The organism is Pacificibacter maritimus (assembly GCF_003814915.1).
Taxonomy (GTDB): domain Bacteria; phylum Pseudomonadota; class Alphaproteobacteria; order Rhodobacterales; family Rhodobacteraceae; genus Celeribacter; species Celeribacter maritimus.
In genome coordinates this window covers 1,044,565-1,060,635 of sequence record NZ_RKQK01000001.1, presented here as the reverse complement: position 1 = coordinate 1,060,635, position 16,071 = coordinate 1,044,565, and the positions used below count along the sequence as shown (strand labels likewise).

Below are 16,071 nucleotides of genomic sequence, written 5' to 3'. Positions count from 1 at the left end.
GGTCCTTATTGCACTTGAGCAGGGGCGTCAGCCTGCGCAGCCTCGGGCGCAGGCATGTCGCTTCCTGATCCGATCTTGTCTTTCAAAACGGTATAGGCTGTGCGCAGCCGTGGGGCAAACCCGCCGCGTTCAACGGTTCTGTCCGCGACCAAAGGCAGGCGTGCATCAGGTAATCCATCACGTGTAATCACCAGTTCAGCCACTTTGTCGCCTTGTAGAATTGGCGCTTGCAAAGGGCTTGCGTATTCGATCGTGCCAGTGATGCCATCGGTCAAAGGGGCGGGAAGCAACAAAGACATATCTTCGCCAGCAATCAGACCGACATCCGTCTGGTCGCCCATCCAAACATCAGCACGGGCAAATTCTTGACCCGTTTCAGCGATGGATTTTTCGGCAAACTGACGAAAGCCCCAGTTCACAACACGTTCAGATTCTTGCGCGCGCTCTGCCTCTGATGTGAGACCTGTGAGCACAAAAACCAAGCGGCGTGTGCCCTGCATGGCTGAGCCGACCAAGCCGTATCCTGCTTCTTGCGTGTGGCCTGTTTTCAGACCGTCCGCGCCAATGCCTAGTTTCAGCAAAGGATTGCGGTTGTTTTTGTTTTGTGGTGCGCGGTTGTCGTATGGAAATTCAAGCTGGCCGAAGTACCCGTAATATTCTGGGAACTCTTCGATCAATCGTTTGGCCAAGATACCAAGATCTTCCATCGACATGCGTTGGTTCGGGTTGGGCCAGCCCGATGCGTTGGCAAAGGTCGAATTGTCCATACCCAAGGCCACCGCTCGTTCGTTCATGAGACGGGCAAAGTTGTCTTCGGTGCCTGCCAGCCCTTCGGCGACCGTGACACATGCGTCATTGCCAGACAAAACGATAATGCCTTGGATCAGTTCTTCGACGGTTGGCCTGTCGGTCTCGTCTAAGAACATAGTCGATCCGCCCATGTTTTTGGCCCGCGTGGACACAGAAAACTGCGTATCCAAGGTGATGCGACCATCGCGCAGAGCTTCAAATAGCATGTTCAAGGTCATGAGTTTTGACATCGATGCAGGCGGAAGGGGGGTCTGCGCGTCTTTTTCCAACAGCAATGTTTCAGTGCTTAAGTCGTAAACCCATGCCGCTTTGGCGCGGGTTTCAAAAGCTGATGCGGGTAGTGCAAGGCTAAAAGCCAACCCAGCTGCGACAAACATGCCTGTGAGGCGATTTGATTTTAAGGCCATTGTACTGTGCGATCCTTATCAACAGGGACCCTCATGGACCTGCACTGTAATGGGCGGTGCAAGAGGGGGCAATTGGGGCGTTTGTTTTCGGCTTTAGTGTGTCACAAAATATGCGTCAGAAAAGCCAGATTTCTTCACTTTTTCGAGAAGCCCTTTGCGCTCGGATGCGCTGCTTGATGGTCCCACAACCACACGCCAGAATGCTTTGCCCGATGTTTCGCCTTCCTTGACGATCGCTACAAGCCCCTGAGATCCCAGCATTTTAACAGTGCGATCCGCATTATCTTTCACAGAAAAGATCCCGATCTGGATATAGGGCTTGCTTAACGCCGATGCTTTCGGTTGCGTCGGTAAGGCTGCTGCGGCAGGTTTGGGTGCGGGGCTGGCTTGCGGCGCTGTTTGCGTTATCGGCGCTGTTGGCGCGCTGGCCGCGAGTGTGGCCGCCGCATCTTTGATCGGATCATCAAGGGATGCAGTTTGAATGGTCTCGCTTGGCTCGAGTGTCGCAATCTGCGCGGGCTCCGGCGCTTGGGCCACTTCTTCGCGGCGCAAGGCGGTGACATTCAAATCCGCTGGGCTGCCAGCCAAAAGGCCCAAGGCCTCAGCGGCATCTGATGACACTTGGATAGATGGACCAGGAGCGGTGCGCTCGCGTTTAAATAAGGCACCGATCACAAATTTACCATTTGTCGTGTTGCGAATAATAACGCGTTCAGGATCGGTTACATCACCATGTGCGACCCAAACACCACCTAAAGATGGGCGACCATCCCACAGGCCTTTGTCGCTGATTTGAAACACATCAGGTGCTTCGACATCGCGTTCAACCAGCTTGGTGGATGTTTCTGCTTTCAAACTGCCCTCGGCCGAGGCTTTGGATTGAAATACCTGACCTTCTTCGCAGCCTGCAAGAAACGCGGCACTGGCAAGCAGTAAGGCGCAGCGCGTTAAGGCTTTGCGGTTGGGTGATAGAATGCCTGAGAATTGCATGTCGTGCCCTTCAACTTTGTGACGCGTCTGTGCGCGCGCCTGCTCTGTCTGTCTCTGTCTGTGCCGCTTGTGTGATACCCTATTTAGGGCGTCACGCGATCCAATTTTTTGGCAGTGTAACCTGTGAATGCTGCGCTGGAAAGCCTTGCCTGTCAGGGGTGGCAAAAAACGGCACGCCTTGGAAGTATTCAGAGATTTGGCAAGAAAATGCGCTCAACTGAAAATAATTTCATTTTTTTTTGTTACATGTCTTTTAGAATCGAAATTGTAACGCTAGAGAGAGCGCGTCGGAGGAGTGGCAGAGTGGTCGAATGCACCGGTCTTGAAAACCGACGAGGGTGAAAGTCCTCCCAGGGTTCGAATCCCTGTTCCTCCGCCATTTGATTTCATGTAAAAATTTAAATTTTTACATGAAATCAAATACTCAAGTGTATAATTCCCAGCACCTTTATATCACCTCCTTTGATTTTCTACCCATTTTGCACCACATTTTGCTACACAAAGCGAATGTTGGGGGTGGCCGCATGTCAAAACCTGTCTTGCGTGGATCGACTTGGATTTAAAGCGACGTGTGCCCAAACGGTATGCGTCAGTAGAGCCGAGGTCTGTTGTTTGGGACAGTCTCAAAACCGATTACTTTGGTGTTGCGGTGCAAAAAATGGCTGGAGTCCGGCTGTCGTATATCGAAGGCTGGGAAGCGCGTCTCGCTGGGCGGGACGGCGATGCGGGAGATAACCTTATGCAAAGTCATCCCAATCAAGGCATCCGCGATTTCTGGATCGAGCACGACAAACGCTGGATGCGTTGATGGCCACATCGCACGACCAAACACAGATGCTGGACGCGGTTGTGAGCAAATTGCAGCTTACGTCAGTGTCCGAATTTTTTGTGGGGGGGAAGCTCAAATGTTTGGTGTTCAAGATTAGCTAATGATCCTATGTGTGTGACGTAGTGTTAGTCGGCTAAGTGCGGCATAGAAAAAACTGGTTACCATTCATGATATCACAAGAACAACGAACCATAGGAACAAGACGAGTAAGTGCTTCGTCCTTCTCGATTGTTGCTATCATCGCCGTGACGGCCGTATCTATCATTATATTTTCAAATGGATTAGTCCTATCCAATTACAAAACCCTTCATTTTATATTGAACTACGATGTTGAATTCCTAAAGCGAGGCCTCGTAGGGCAGATTTTTAATCTGTTGGGATTCAGCCCATGGGGTGCTGCACCAGGCGTATTCACTTTGATGGCACTCTTGCTTTTAAGCGGGCTGTATATGCTAGCAACTTATGCACTGTTGCGCCAGCGAGGACGTTCAGTGCTCGCGTTAGTTCTCGTTGCTCTTTGGGCGTCACCTGCAGCATTGCCCCACTTAGCTGCCGACTTTGGAAGGTTCGACGCACTTTTAATCCTATTGTTAGGGCTGTGGGCTGTCTGTTCATATGCTCTGCCCGCCAAGTTGTCACTGTTGCTTCTGGCAGTCGTAGGGTGTGTAAGTTTACTCATCCATGAGATTACCTTGGTTGTAACAATGCCAATAGGCTTGGCGCTTTGGCTTATCCGATATGACAAACCACTGATTTCAGTCAGCACTCTCGCTTTTGGTGTCGCCATTTCCCTCGTCACAGCTTTGGTCTGGTTATTTGGGAAAGGCGACATCCTGACGCCGGAAAACCTCACTGATTTGATATCAAAAAACTTTGGTGTCGATGATTATTCGATTAAACTGATTTTGTTGGTTCTCTTTGGCGACATGGCCGAGAACATAACTTATTCTATTCGCCAGGCGGGTTATTATGCCCCTGTGAAACAACACTTACAGTTTTTTGCCATTATGTCCGGTTTCATTTTTCTCCAGGGTATGATGGTTATCACGGCGGTTCGACGTCTACCAAGGCATAGCTGGTTCGCTATTATGGCCTGCCTCACACCACTCGCACTTTATCCCCTTGGATTTGACTATTTTCGCTGGCTGAGCTTCGTCTTGATCAATATGACAATTCTGTCGGTTTGGATTATGCTTCACAACCCAGAGACAACGGATGCTATTATCGCGAATTGTGAAGGCTGGCGTCGTTGCATTATTGCCCTAATATTTTTGTTCTTGGTGGTAGGACCGTTAGGTGTTTTTACAAGCTTTGCGCTAAAGCATGCTCCGCTGGTAACCCCTTTTCTACCTTAGCCTGATCGCAACACTAAAGTGACGCACCAAGAAAACTCTCGTTTTTGGTACGTCTTGGAATGGAGCGTGTTCTTGCGCTCACAACGCAATTCAACATGCGAGCAGTTTGTCCGAGGTCGAACCCCACGGATAAGAACCAAACTTTCGCCGATGGATACAAAAATAACAAAGCGATGCAACGTTTCAGGCCAGCTTAAAGCTGCTGTGGCACTTGGGGCGCTGCACGGTGACAAGACGGTACAAGAGACTTCGGCCAAGCGGCAGCTCTAATCAACGTGGCTCATCCTTATGGTAGATCGGAGTATTTGTAATTTTCATTGAAGCGCGCGTTGATCCTTGTTCATGGACATTTCCAGATTTTCCAAATCTGAGAGGTTAAAGGAAATGTCCCGTGCGTAACGACATGTATAAACTCGAGACTGGCCGCGATGCTTTGCGCAAGAGCGCAAGAAATGTGCGGTCTTCAAATCTTAACATTCGGTTAATGTCGGGCACGCGATTGAATAGGTTTGTTTGCTTTCGTTTGTGAGTATTCGCATACATGCAGATCAAAGGAACAATGGAATGAAAAATATTTTTGCTGATCGTTCGTCACAAATTTCGGGACCAGCGACAGATATCGTTGAAGTTACGCCTTCAGATACAGAAAATATGGCAGAGGTCTGTGTCGCGCTCTATGTGGAAACTGGAGGGACGCTGCGGTTTTCAACCGTACGTGATCAAGTGCGCACCGTGACAGTCCCAGACATGTCGATACTTCCTGTTGGGGCTTCTCGGGTGCATGCGACAGGCACAACAGCCGCAGGCATTCATGCGTTGGTAGTGTAAACATGTTTGCTTTTTCACCTCGGACCCAGCTCGGCACTAAATTATCACAGTCACGCAGCGCTGCGACTGTGTACAATTTTATGTCAGGCGTATTGCCTGCAGGAGTGACGGTGCAGCGCAATTCGTCGGCCAACCATTTTTCCTCTGGGGGGCAGTTGGTCACATCTGCACCTCATGAAGCTCGGTTTGACTATGATCCTGTATCGCTCACTTTGCGCGGGTTACTGACGGAGCCAGCAGCGACAAATATAGTCAGCGAGTCCCATGCGTCTACAACCTATTGGACTGGAGATCAGTGTACGGTTTCTGATCTCGCCCTGTCGGCCTTGGGGCAGTTTGACGGGTTGGAAGTGGATAGCGGTGCAAAGGCGTGGTCGCGCGCGCGGATCTCCATTGACGTTGCCGTGAACCCTCAAATTGCCGTGACCGCTTATTATCGCCTCGGTTCATCTGGGTCACTTCGATTTAGGCTAAATTCAGGCTCACAGATAACGCAATTCCAAGGGTACCCAAATGCTTATAACATGAGCCGCACTGATTTAGGCACGCCAAGTGTAATCACTGACGATTTGCTCGCTGACGGTCTGACACGTAGACTGTGTGTCTTACTGACACTGCCTAATACTGGCTCATATACTATTGGATTGGGGGCAAACAGCAGTGTATCCGGAGAAACCATCGTCCTTTTAGGGATGCAGGTCGAAGAAGGCGCGACTGACACCAGCTTTATCACCACACAGGGGAGCAGCGGGCAGCGGGCTGCAGATCAGGTGACCTTCAATAATCTTGTCGGTACATACGACTTTGAGGTGACATATGCCGAAGGTTTCACGACACAAACTGGCCCCGTTGTTGTTGGTCCTGGGTATGTGTTGCCCGTGACGCAAGGTCATATTCAAAGCGTTGCGGCCACGCTGTTATAAATCAAACCCGTCTCAAAAGGTTCAGCAAGTCTGTGAGGAAAGCTTGTAACACAAAGGTGGTTCGCCTAGCATTGTCTCTAACAAGATATCGGATATTTGTTCAATGACGGCCACATCCTCCCCTGCGATCAAGCTTCTCTCTCAGATCGACTTAATTCCTGATGAGCTATCAAAAGATGCATTATTTGAGCGCCTTAAAAAACCACAAACGGCAACAACAGTTGCATTTGTCAACGCGCATGCTGTTAATATCATGTGGTCCAATTCGCAAATTGCTGACGATTTTTTAGCCGCTGATATCGTATTGCGCGATGGCAAGGGGTTACAGATCTTGTTCGATAAACTTGGTGTTGCGCCGGGCCTCAATATGAATGGCACTGACTTTTTGCCTGCCTTTTTGCAACACACAAAAGACATGCCGCTTGCCGTTTATGGAACAGCTGATCCGTGGCTCTCTAAGGGCTGCCAAAGTCTTGAGCAAGACGGTCATACAATCGTTTCGCGTGAAGATGGGTTCAAACCAGTTCAAGCCTATGTGGACGCAGCCCTAGACGCGCAGCCGAAAATCATCTTGCTTGCTATGGGAATGCCAAAACAAGAAAAAGTGGCACGTGCATTGCGTGACGCCTTTGGCCAGACACCTGTCACTATCCTATGCGGCGGGGCTATCGTTGATTTTATCGCTGGACGTTTCCCGCGGGCGCCGTCTTGGGTGCGCAACTTGGGATTTGAATGGGCCTACCGCTTGCTGCGCGAACCACGTCGCCTTTTTCGACGTTATGTCCTAGGCAACGTGGTGTTCTTGCGTCATGTGCGCTCTATTGAACGCGCAGGTGGCTTACCCCCGCGTGACTGAAGCGTGGGTCGTCTACTGTGCGGCCTTATAGACGGCTAAATCTTCTGCAGAAAGTTTTGCAAGGATACGCGCCTCTAATTCTTGTTTGTCACCGCCAAGTTCAATTTTTCTAGGTGGTTTCGTCACAAAGGACTTCGCGAATTTCAACACCGAATGGGGCAGTCGAGGTTCGATCTGTGTCTGGAAAAAGGGCCATGCACGTAGTTGTCGCGCCCAACCGCTCCAAGACCTGCGTGCTTCGGCTGTGTTGCGCACCACACCTTCATCAAGCTTTGGCATTTTCGAAACATCTGCACCTAAAAATTCCAGAACTTTTTCCACATAGCCCTGTCTGTCGGTCATGATGTTTTCAAACTTCAGGCACAAGATATTTTCTGCCGGAAACAGCGCGCGATAGCTTTCGAGCTGCATGGCATAGCGACTTGTATTGATGATCGGCGCGTAGCTATCGATGGCGTCAGATAGAGTTGGCACATCAGTTTCACCGTGCTGAAATTCATGACCATACTGACTGATCGCGCGCTTTACAGGGTCGCGCATAACATAGATCAATTTGGTATTTGGCCCAAGTCGGTCATAGATGTTCTGTGCCGCATTATTGAGTTTTGGCGACTTGGTGTAATGGGTTGAACTTTCGCCGCAGATCTGATCGTCGCGCACATTTTCAAACAGCTTAATGTAGTCGGCAGTGCGTGCCGCAGGCAAAGGCAATTTTGCAGGGCCGCCAAAATCAGGCCCAACAAAATAGCCGGGCTCTTTCCAGCTCGACATCACCACGTCTGGGTGTAAATCAAGATCTTCATGTAGAGTTGTCGTCCCTGATTTCATTGAGCCTATGATAATGAAATCGGGCATACGGGGAGAACTAACTGTCATCGTTAGAGCCTTTTTTAATGTCAGAGAAGTATTGGAAAAATATGGCCAAAGCTAAAAGCCAAAGGACCCATGCAGCATTGTCGTACTGCAAAATACTACCTTCGAAGAAGGCGCGCGCAGCGGAAAAAACAATGATGGCCGTACAGAGCGGAACAGGCGTCTTTGCAGTGATATTTGAGATTTTTAAAGCGCGGTATATTGGTCCCACAAGGAACGCGAATGTCGCCAGAAGAAAGCCGACCAAACCCGTCCCTGATAGCATATCGACGTATCCGTTATGTGGGTGCGGGGCGAGAACCGTATAGGGGGTTTGCGCAATGGAAAACAAATTAACGTTTGGGTTGCCAAAAACAGATCGAAACCCATTTCCGATGATTGGGTGCAATTCCCAATAGTAAATCGCTGCCTTCCAAAGACCTACCCGACCCGTAAAACCATAAGGATCACCAAAGATTGTTTCACTGATTGATGACCCAACAACGATGATAAAGATAACAATAATCGATGCCAAAGCGGTGAGCGTTAGCAAGTAACGCCAGAGGCGAGACAACCGAAAGCTATTGAATGCAAACAGAGTGAACAGGCCTAAGAACACGAGCACGAAAGACGTTTCAGAATTTGTTTGCAGCAAAAAAATGCTTGAGAGGGTTAACCCCAGTAGCATGAAAAGACTTGGGCGCAAAAAGATTTCGCGAGCGAAAACTAAAACCGCAACTGCCCCTAATGCTCCAGCTTCATTTTTATGCGCCATGAAACCACGCCATGCGCCCCTAAGATACACTTCGTGCTCGGCATGGACGCCAAACGAAAAGAAAAAGATTGCAATGTATTGGGCAACGATCATCGTAAACACAAGGGCGGGTAGATTGCGCATTACGCGCTGTACGCCAAGCAGCGACACACCACAAAATATTGCAATAACAACACAAGAGGCCCGCAGCACTTTAATCGATGTTTCTACAAATGATGGTGCCCAAATGGCGGTCAAAGCAATCCATACAAGGGTCAGAGCCACAAGGAATGGAATCCCCAATAAACCTGTTTTGATACGGGTTAACGCACATAACACCAGAAATAGGGCTGCCGCCGAAAACGCTATCAAGAATGTAATTTGATTACTTTTAATGCTCACGCTGGCCAGAATAAAACCAAACAACAGTACAAACACAACGTTGTTCATTCTGCTTCTGCGTCTGAGGGGCGCGGCCGTATCAAATGAAGATTGCAAAGTCTGCCTCAACGTCCATGCACCTTTTTGTAATCTTGAATCCTGATCTGTGCCAAGCCTGCAAAATACCCAAAGGCACGCCATAGGCGCAGTTTTGCGTCAAATTGGCGAATGGGTTTGCCGATATTTAGGACCCAAAATACGGGAAAACTTACAATGCCCGCAAGACCGAGCAAGACAATACGGGGCAGGGATTTTAGTTTGCCAGGACGGCGCAAGGCGCGCCAAGCTGTGTTGCAACCACGTCGAAAGTTCCGTTTTTGTGCCCAAGCTCTGGTGCTGCGCGACGCGGGCACCAGTTCGGTCACCTCCGCTGCATCGGCCCAAGCAAAGCTTGCCCCCGCGCGTTTTAAGCGTTGAAATACGTCCGCATCCTCGCCACCCGTGATGCCAAAATCAACATCAAACCACGGACGTTCGACCAAAGTGAGCACAGAGCTTTTGATGAACACGTTTTCGGTCGACAAAATCACGGGCACGGGCCCATCTGGTTTTTTGGTTCTGCGGAATTGTTCACATCCTACGACGACAGGATCGACGGTTTCAGAGTCGAATGCGGACAGAACGGGGCCGCCTGTGACATCTGCTCCAGTTTGACGTGCGATGGTTTCATAGGCCGTCAACCACTGTGGGTCGGGCCATTCATCATCATCAATCAGAGCGGCAAAATCGCAGTCTTCGATTTTACTGATGTAGTCAAACAACGCGTTTCGCGCGTGTGAAATACCACGCTGAGGTGCCAAAATGCATTCAAGGGGAAAGCGGAAATCCTTGGCGCGATCTGCAACGACGCGCATGCCAGCTTGGTCTTCGGCGTCATTGTCACAGATCACAACGCGCACATCGGCGGTTGTGTCTAGGGCCTCGATAGCATCCAGCAATCGCGTTAGCCCTTGTGGACGGCAAAAGGTTGCCGCGGCGATAACAATGCGCGTTGGGTTGGTCATTGGTCTATCCAACTTTCTTTTGCTAGGGCTGCTGGGCCAGTTTTGCTGACGTCGCAAATGAGGGCACGGTCCCAGTCGTATTTTGTATCAAGTGCGGCGCGCAGCACAGGATCCAATTTCGGCTTTGTTTCTGGAACCGATGTTGCCAAAGCTTTGATCGGGGAAGCTAGGCCCATGTCTTGGGTTAGTCCCAAAGTGCGCTTAATACGACGCAAATACTTGCGCAGGATCGTCACAGGAACTGAGGAAACAGATTTGCGTGGGTTTCGTGCAGCAAGGCTGATTTCAGGTGCAGAAAGGTCTAAGAAATCACAGATCTTGGACCAAACGGCAGGGCTATCAGAGTTGATCAGATCAAAATCCACAATCAGCAAACGATCGCGATCAATATATTCAAGTGCGCGTTTAAGTTGCGCGCCCATACGAACGCGTTCTTCGTAATCAATCTTTTTAGGCTCAGGTCCCGTGATCGGAATTTTGCGCCCCGCGCGGCGTTCAGATGAAAGCTCGAAGGCCTTTACAAAATCAGCTTCAAGTTCGTTCCCACTTACGCGTTCTTGTTGATGTAGTGAAAACACCAGATCGGCATGGTTGCGCACTGCCACAATAAATTTCGCATCAGGGGCGACTTTAGAAATGGCTGGAACGGCATTTTTAGAGGCAAGGTAGTCAACTGTTCCATCGCAGTAGAATTTATGCGGGGTCTCAGTCGCAAACAATTTTTTGTAGCGCTGAGGACGGCCTCGAAAATGGCCATCTTTATAGTCGTCATTGAAAAAGCCAGGCTCTTTGGGATGGCTCATCAAAACATCTGGGTGTTGTGACAACCAATGTGCGATTGACGTGGTGCCGCACTTTGGGGCGCCTAGGATGAACAGGTTTGGCCAGCGGCCTGTAGGTTGTGTCATTTGGTCTTTCCTTTACGACCGCGTTTGCGTGCAATCACTTCTTTTAAAGTCGTACGGACGTTGCGCAGGTGAGAGGGGTGAACCAGAAGGATGCCCAGTTTACGGGCACATAAAAGTGTTGCCCAGAGATTCCACAGCACGGTGGCCATTGCGGTTCCGATTGCTGCTCCCAGCACGCCCCCAAAATAGGCTCCGCCTGCTGTAAAAATAATATTAGCGATGCCGCTGACCACAGAGACCTTTAGAAGACTACGTTCTTCGCCAGCCAAATTTAGCAGATTGCCATTGGGGCCACAGGCAGAATTGACCAATTGCCCGCAAGCCATGGCGATGAGCGCCCAATAGACATTTCGGTAGGATGGGTCGAACTGGCTTAACATCCAGCCGCCAAAAGCGCCAAAGAAAATTAAACCCAGTACAGAGGTTGCCGCAGTGAAAACAACGACAGCAGTGATCAGTTTTTGCAGATCATCTTTGCGTCCGGCATGCCAATCACGTGCGATCATCGGGCCAGACACTTGGTTGGTTCCAACAAGCACGAGTGACAGTAAATTCGCCAATCTTTGTGCTGCGAAAAAGGCCCCTGCGGCCACGGGACCGAGAACAATTGCGACCACAATAGTCGCGGCTTGTTGCAACCATTGCCTTGCAATGTTTACCCCATAGAGCCCCCACTGCGCGGACTGCATTTTGGCTATTTCTTCTTGTGGTGGCCGACGTGTTTGAAACTTTTCGCCATTCGGACCTTGTATGCGTAGCATCTTTATAAGTTGAGCAAGTGTAACGGTGGTCAACACCAAGCCTGTCAGCGCAATGCCCTGTACCCCAGTCAAATCGCCTGCGGCCAAAGCAATGACAATGACCCCCGCACGCCAAAGAATATCACGCGGCACCAAAGACCAATTCAGCAAGCCTTGAGCACGCAGAGCAAAGCAAAGAAACTGCGAGTAAGCCAGAGCAACCGTGAACAAACCAGTCCACAGGAGCGCGCTTGAGCTTGCGGACACTGCTCCTAAATTCAGATCCAAGAGGCTGATGACACCAAAGGCGGCCAACATCAAAGCAGCGCCTATCGAGACGATTTTCAACCCTCTGATCAGCACGAAATTTGCGGTTGCGGTGTCGTATTTTTCTTCAAGTGTGGGCCAAAAACGGACAACGGAAACTGGCTGGCCCACTGTCGCTAGGGACCATGCGGCGCTGGCAATCGAAAACCCAATTGAGTAGATGCCAAATTCAACAGGAGTCATTTGTTTCGCAAGGACCAGTAGCACCAAAAATGCTAGACCAACGCCAGCAAACTTATACAACCCGCCGATTGCCGAAGCTATGATAAGTGGGCTTCGAGATGCGCGTTTCGTATCGGTCATAAGTCTGCCCACTGTGCATAAATCCTTTTGTGTAAAGCACGGTAAAAAGCTTTAGGTCAAGCCTAGCAAGGTTGTACCAGTATAAAACACGCCCAGACAGTGAGCAGTGCAACATCTTTTGGCTTTCACGCTTCCTGAGTGCCTTAACCTTGGTGTTTTGAAACTCTAGATGTGCCGTTACGCGCGCGACATTTCCGTTAAACTCCCAGATTTGAGAAGCAGGAGATGTTCATGAGCAAGGATCACCGCGAGCTTCAACGCAAGTTGCGGTTTCTGGACCGCTGAGGAGATTGGCGATGTTGCCAAGGCTTACCGCTGTTTTGGGATTGGCCGCGCCAGCTTTTATCGGTGGCGCAAGCGCTACGCTGAACGTGGCAAAGCAGACCTGATGAACGCGCCGTCCATCCCAAAATGCCATGCCAACAGCACATCGCCCCTGTGCGCAAAAAGGGCGTCTAACTTTGCCGTAATACAACCACGGCCCGATGCTGCTCGATGCGGATCGTTTGGTATCTGGCGCGCTATCACGGCATCAAAATGTCTAACGCTATCGTTTCACGCATTCTGCTGCGTCGTGGGAGCAAGACAAAGGTGGCGGTTTGTTGGTGCGGCCTTGTTAATTCGTAAAGTTCGAACATAATTCATTTTCATAAACACATCCGATTTTAGGTAGATCATTAAATGCGTTTTTGACATTAAGCCCAGGTTTGCGCACTGTGGAGTGAGAAAACACCAAGAAATACCATATCCGCTTATGTATCGTGCCACTTAATTTTTTCATTCGTCCCAAATGATTTTTGAAACGATTGTCGTGACTGTGCCGTCTTGTTGGGCAAAAATTGTTGGGTTCTCACCGCGGCGTAGCTTTAATTCGATGCTTTCTCCAAGCATTTTATCGCCATCGAAAACTGCAACAGGGACCACTATTGGATTAACCTCGCGAAAACCAGCGCTGTTGAGGGCGGCTTCAGCGATAGTGACTTTTCCGTCCGCGGTTTTTAGCGCGAGGTCGGCTTCATATCCAACATTGAAAAAACCAACTTGCACTTTTGCTGCGTCTTCATGAGCAGGATGGAGAACGGTGGCGGCTGGCAGTATGGTAATATATTGATCGGTCTCAATACCATCGGTGGAGCCTGCAAGAATGACGGTATAGTCACCCTCATTGGTCAGCGTTACGCCAAAAGCATCAACTGCAACACTCTCATGCGCACCCAAAGCACGTACAAAGGCGGCGTCGTCGGGAAGGGGCGCGCCATAGAGTTCTTCGTCTTGCGCGAAGGCCTGACCAGAACACGCCAGAAAAATCGACATTGCAACTGCCGTGACACGCAAAAGTCCGCAGCTTTCTTTACAAATGTTTTTTATAGTTTCCATGTCATAACTTTCCGCATGTTAAATATTTTCCATTTGGCAATGCGCCACGCTTATTTCATAGTCTTGTGTTGCATCAACAATTTTAAGACGAATGCTGTCTGGCAGTGTAATGTCACCATCTGCGTCAAATTTACCAACAAAGGTTTTCCATACGCTCGTGCGATCCTCTTTTGGAGTCCTTTCCGACTTTTCGATGATCACACTCTCAACGGCTTCACCAAAGCCCGCTTCGACTAGAATCTGTCCACTAAAATACTCTTGAGTATCCAATTCCACCAAAGCACTTTGCTTGTCTACCGAAAGCCAGTCAGACCAACCATCGCTTTGCGTGCTAATGGTTTGTATGCTGGAGGATGTGTTACATCCCCCAAGAACCGTTGCAGTCGCCGAACGCAGCTTGTGGCTTACGATAGGAAAATGATTTGGGGCTATTTCCCAGACAACAAGATTTGCGTCCAACAATTCTGACTGTGTTTGTAAGATTTCAAAGGATGCATCAATAGCGCCCCCCGCCACAGCAATATTTTCAACTGGTGCCTGAAGGAAATAGCTCAATGCACCGTAGAATTGGAAGTTCGAGCTTTCCGCAGAAAAACTGGTGCCAAGTAAAGTGACGTCAAAATTTTCATCTGAGGCATCACCGAACAGACTGTCAGCTTGATCTAAATTTCTGGCTGCTGTTTTATAGGTGCTTGAATACACGTAAGATTCATCAAAAATTTTAGTACGGCACTCGTCGTTGAAAACTCGCGCATAGCTACCAGCTTTATATTCCCTAGATTGTGGCCCAAATACATACCCACCATCATCTAATGGAATGCGTAAAATACCAACATCTGCCAACGCATCCCAAACGGCAAGTGCCGCGGCGGCAGCAGCCTCTGGTTTCCAATGATGGTCCGCCTGAAAGTAGGGCTGCTGAAGATTGGAGAATGCGGAATAGGTCTGTGGAACTATCGCCCCAGTGTCCTCTAGCTGTTTTATAATTGAATTGTATTCTTCTAATAGATCTTGTTTTGGAGACCCTTCCAAAATGTCACGCGCTTTAGTGTAAACCTCATCTGGTATAAACAGCCCTCGCTTTGGTGGAAAGACTACAGCCAATCGTCCGCCACGTCGCTCGATTTCACGATTGATAAGAGCTATTAAAAAGAAATTATCAACGTCATATCCTCTCAAATTTACATCACTACTGGGAACGATCCATTTCGTATCCGGATCGTACATCATGTTGTCGTAAACTGTTGGGCCTTGTAGGGCCGAAGATCCAATGGGACAATCTTGTGCAAGTACAGGCGAGGCCGCGAATATAAAACTTAAAAAAACAAGAGAGTTTTTGATCATTGAGAAGCCTCTACAGTCAGGTAACGCTCAGGAATTTCCCAGACCACGATTTGCGGCACGGGCTCTCCTGATGTGATTTGTTTTAGATAGTCATCCATGGGCGCGAAGGGGCCGCGGCCTTCTTCAGCTCGGTTTAGAATGTCTGTTTGGCTGGCCTCTTTTAAGAAGCCTTCGAAGTTCCAGTTTTGAATTGCTGAATAGCTGGTACCAATGAGGGTCGCGGGAACAACGGTATCGTCGAACAGGCTTAACCCAGCGTCCACACTCGCGGTTTGCGTTGTTACAAACGTCTCGTAAGGTTCTGGCGATAATCCCAGCGCCATCGACAGTTGACCTGAATCGACAAAGGTCACCAAATCCCCTTCGTTGCGTTCAACGCCTGTCATCTCAGTGATAAATTCGGTTCGTTCAGTTGTCGCAGTTTGGATGCGGTGCGCGATCGTATTTGCGACCTGTTTGGCGCCATGGGGAGACCAATGGGTGTCGGTGCGCATAAAGACGTCCCCACCGGATTTAGCGAGTTGTAGCGCATCCCTTAGGTCATCTACAGCGATCCCTTTTTCTGTCAGGTAGTCCAAAGCCATATCATATCGCGCTTCGACTTGCGGTGATCTATGCTTTGATAGCTTTTCAGACATTACACGTGCTTTATCAGGCAACAGGGCAATGATTACTGTTGCACCTGCACCTTCGAGTTGACGCGTGGCTTCAACGATCCGCATCAATTGGGCTTGCGTCTTATCGGCGTAGTCGTGGCCTGTTTCAAACTCTTCATCTGTGAAAAGCCAGCCATCCTTTCCTGGGACAGCTCCGGGCAATGTCTCGCTAAAGACAGCATAGCGAAAGGCATTCCACAAATGAATTGACGTCTTGCGCGGGATCAACCCCTTGTCGAATGCATCTTCTAATGCGGGTTGTGTTACGCCATCCTCAAATGGTTTGGACACAGCGGGCTGCCAATCGGTTTGCCAGAGGCTCGCTGCGCCAATCAGTGCAATTACAGCCATGACGACTGGGCCTGTT

Annotated in this window: 15 protein-coding genes, 1 tRNA gene and 1 pseudogene; 7 read left to right on the top strand and 10 right to left on the bottom strand. The window is 49.5% G+C overall.

Features of this window, described 5'->3' with window-relative positions; genetic code table 11:
- Positions 1-5: 5 nt before the first annotated feature.
- Both EDD53_RS04900 and EDD53_RS04895 read right to left on the bottom strand, forming a co-directional pair.
- Positions 6-1,217 (bottom strand): D-alanyl-D-alanine carboxypeptidase family protein, encoded by a 1,212-nt coding sequence (locus tag EDD53_RS04900; RefSeq protein ID WP_425464045.1) that lies wholly within the window; start codon positions 1,215-1,217, stop codon positions 6-8.
- 93 nt (positions 1,218-1,310) lie between these two features.
- Entirely contained in the window at positions 1,311-2,207 is an 897-nt protein-coding gene (locus tag EDD53_RS04895) for an SPOR domain-containing protein (RefSeq protein ID WP_123792048.1), read from the bottom strand.
- 289 nt (positions 2,208-2,496) lie between these two features.
- Between EDD53_RS04895 and EDD53_RS04890 the strand changes: the two genes are divergently transcribed.
- The 6 genes from EDD53_RS04890 (at position 2,497) to EDD53_RS04865 (ending at position 6,998) form a co-directional block, all read left to right on the top strand.
- A tRNA-Ser gene (locus tag EDD53_RS04890) sits at positions 2,497-2,586 on the top strand.
- A 174-nt stretch (positions 2,587-2,760) separates the two neighbouring features.
- On the top strand, positions 2,761-3,015 hold the full coding sequence (locus EDD53_RS14915) for a hypothetical protein (RefSeq protein ID WP_211331583.1): 255 nt from the start codon (positions 2,761-2,763) through the stop codon (positions 3,013-3,015).
- Positions 3,016-3,203: 188 nt separating this feature from the next.
- Entirely contained in the window at positions 3,204-4,391 is a 1,188-nt protein-coding gene (locus EDD53_RS04880) for a hypothetical protein (RefSeq protein ID WP_123792047.1), read from the top strand.
- 564 nt (positions 4,392-4,955) lie between these two features.
- Positions 4,956-5,219 carry a spike base protein, RCAP_Rcc01079 family gene (locus EDD53_RS04875; RefSeq protein ID WP_123792046.1) on the top strand — a complete coding sequence of 88 codons (264 nt, stop codon included), beginning with the start codon at positions 4,956-4,958 and terminating at the stop codon, positions 5,217-5,219.
- 110 nt (positions 5,220-5,329) lie between these two features.
- Positions 5,330-6,142: a phage head spike fiber domain-containing protein gene (locus EDD53_RS04870; protein WP_123792045.1), complete on the top strand. Its 813-nt coding sequence runs from the start codon at positions 5,330-5,332 to the stop codon at positions 6,140-6,142.
- A 103-nt stretch (positions 6,143-6,245) separates the two neighbouring features.
- Complete coding sequence (locus EDD53_RS04865; RefSeq protein ID WP_123792044.1) at positions 6,246-6,998, top strand: WecB/TagA/CpsF family glycosyltransferase; 753 nt, start codon at positions 6,246-6,248, stop codon at positions 6,996-6,998.
- Between the two features lie 12 nt (positions 6,999-7,010).
- Here the strand turns inward: EDD53_RS04865 and EDD53_RS04860 are convergent, their stop codons facing one another.
- Genes EDD53_RS04860 through EDD53_RS04840 form a run of 5 tightly spaced genes read right to left on the bottom strand, consistent with a single transcriptional unit; the run spans position 7,011 to position 12,327 of the window.
- Positions 7,011-7,874: a sulfotransferase family protein gene (locus EDD53_RS04860; protein ID WP_123792043.1), complete on the bottom strand. Its 864-nt coding sequence runs from the start codon at positions 7,872-7,874 to the stop codon at positions 7,011-7,013.
- Positions 7,864-9,054: an O-antigen ligase family protein gene (locus EDD53_RS04855; RefSeq protein WP_170162682.1), complete on the bottom strand. Its 1,191-nt coding sequence runs from the start codon at positions 9,052-9,054 to the stop codon at positions 7,864-7,866. The genes EDD53_RS04860 and EDD53_RS04855 overlap by 11 nt, the downstream gene beginning before the upstream one ends.
- A 56-nt stretch (positions 9,055-9,110) precedes the next feature.
- Complete coding sequence (locus EDD53_RS04850; protein WP_123792041.1) at positions 9,111-10,049, bottom strand: glycosyltransferase family 2 protein; 939 nt, start codon at positions 10,047-10,049, stop codon at positions 9,111-9,113.
- Complete coding sequence (locus tag EDD53_RS04845) at positions 10,046-10,957, bottom strand: sulfotransferase family protein (RefSeq protein WP_123792040.1); 912 nt, start codon at positions 10,955-10,957, stop codon at positions 10,046-10,048. Before EDD53_RS04845 ends, EDD53_RS04850 begins: the two co-directional genes overlap by 4 nt.
- Positions 10,954-12,327 (bottom strand): lipopolysaccharide biosynthesis protein, encoded by a 1,374-nt coding sequence (locus EDD53_RS04840; protein ID WP_123792039.1) that lies wholly within the window; start codon positions 12,325-12,327, stop codon positions 10,954-10,956. The genes EDD53_RS04845 and EDD53_RS04840 overlap by 4 nt, the downstream gene beginning before the upstream one ends.
- 231 nt (positions 12,328-12,558) lie before the next feature.
- On the opposite strand from EDD53_RS04840, the pseudogene EDD53_RS14960 reads away from it, so the two are divergent.
- Positions 12,559-12,906: pseudogene (locus tag EDD53_RS14960) on the top strand (transposase family protein); the annotation flags it as partial.
- Between the two features lie 198 nt (positions 12,907-13,104).
- Here the strand turns inward: EDD53_RS14960 and EDD53_RS04835 are convergent.
- Genes EDD53_RS04835 through EDD53_RS04825 form a run of 3 tightly spaced genes read right to left on the bottom strand, consistent with a single transcriptional unit; the run spans position 13,105 to position 16,055 of the window.
- Positions 13,105-13,704, bottom strand: a complete 600-nt coding sequence (locus EDD53_RS04835; RefSeq protein ID WP_123792038.1) for an alginate O-acetyltransferase AlgF — start codon at positions 13,702-13,704, stop codon at positions 13,105-13,107.
- 18 nt (positions 13,705-13,722) lie between these two features.
- The gene (locus tag EDD53_RS04830) at positions 13,723-15,048 is read right to left on the bottom strand and encodes an alginate O-acetyltransferase AlgX-related protein (protein WP_123792037.1); all 1,326 of its coding nucleotides are present in this window, start codon (positions 15,046-15,048) and stop codon (positions 13,723-13,725) included.
- Positions 15,045-16,055, bottom strand: a complete 1,011-nt coding sequence (locus tag EDD53_RS04825; RefSeq protein ID WP_170162681.1) for an alginate O-acetyltransferase AlgX-related protein — start codon at positions 16,053-16,055, stop codon at positions 15,045-15,047. Before EDD53_RS04825 ends, EDD53_RS04830 begins: the two co-directional genes overlap by 4 nt.
- Positions 16,056-16,071: the final 16 nt, after the last annotated feature.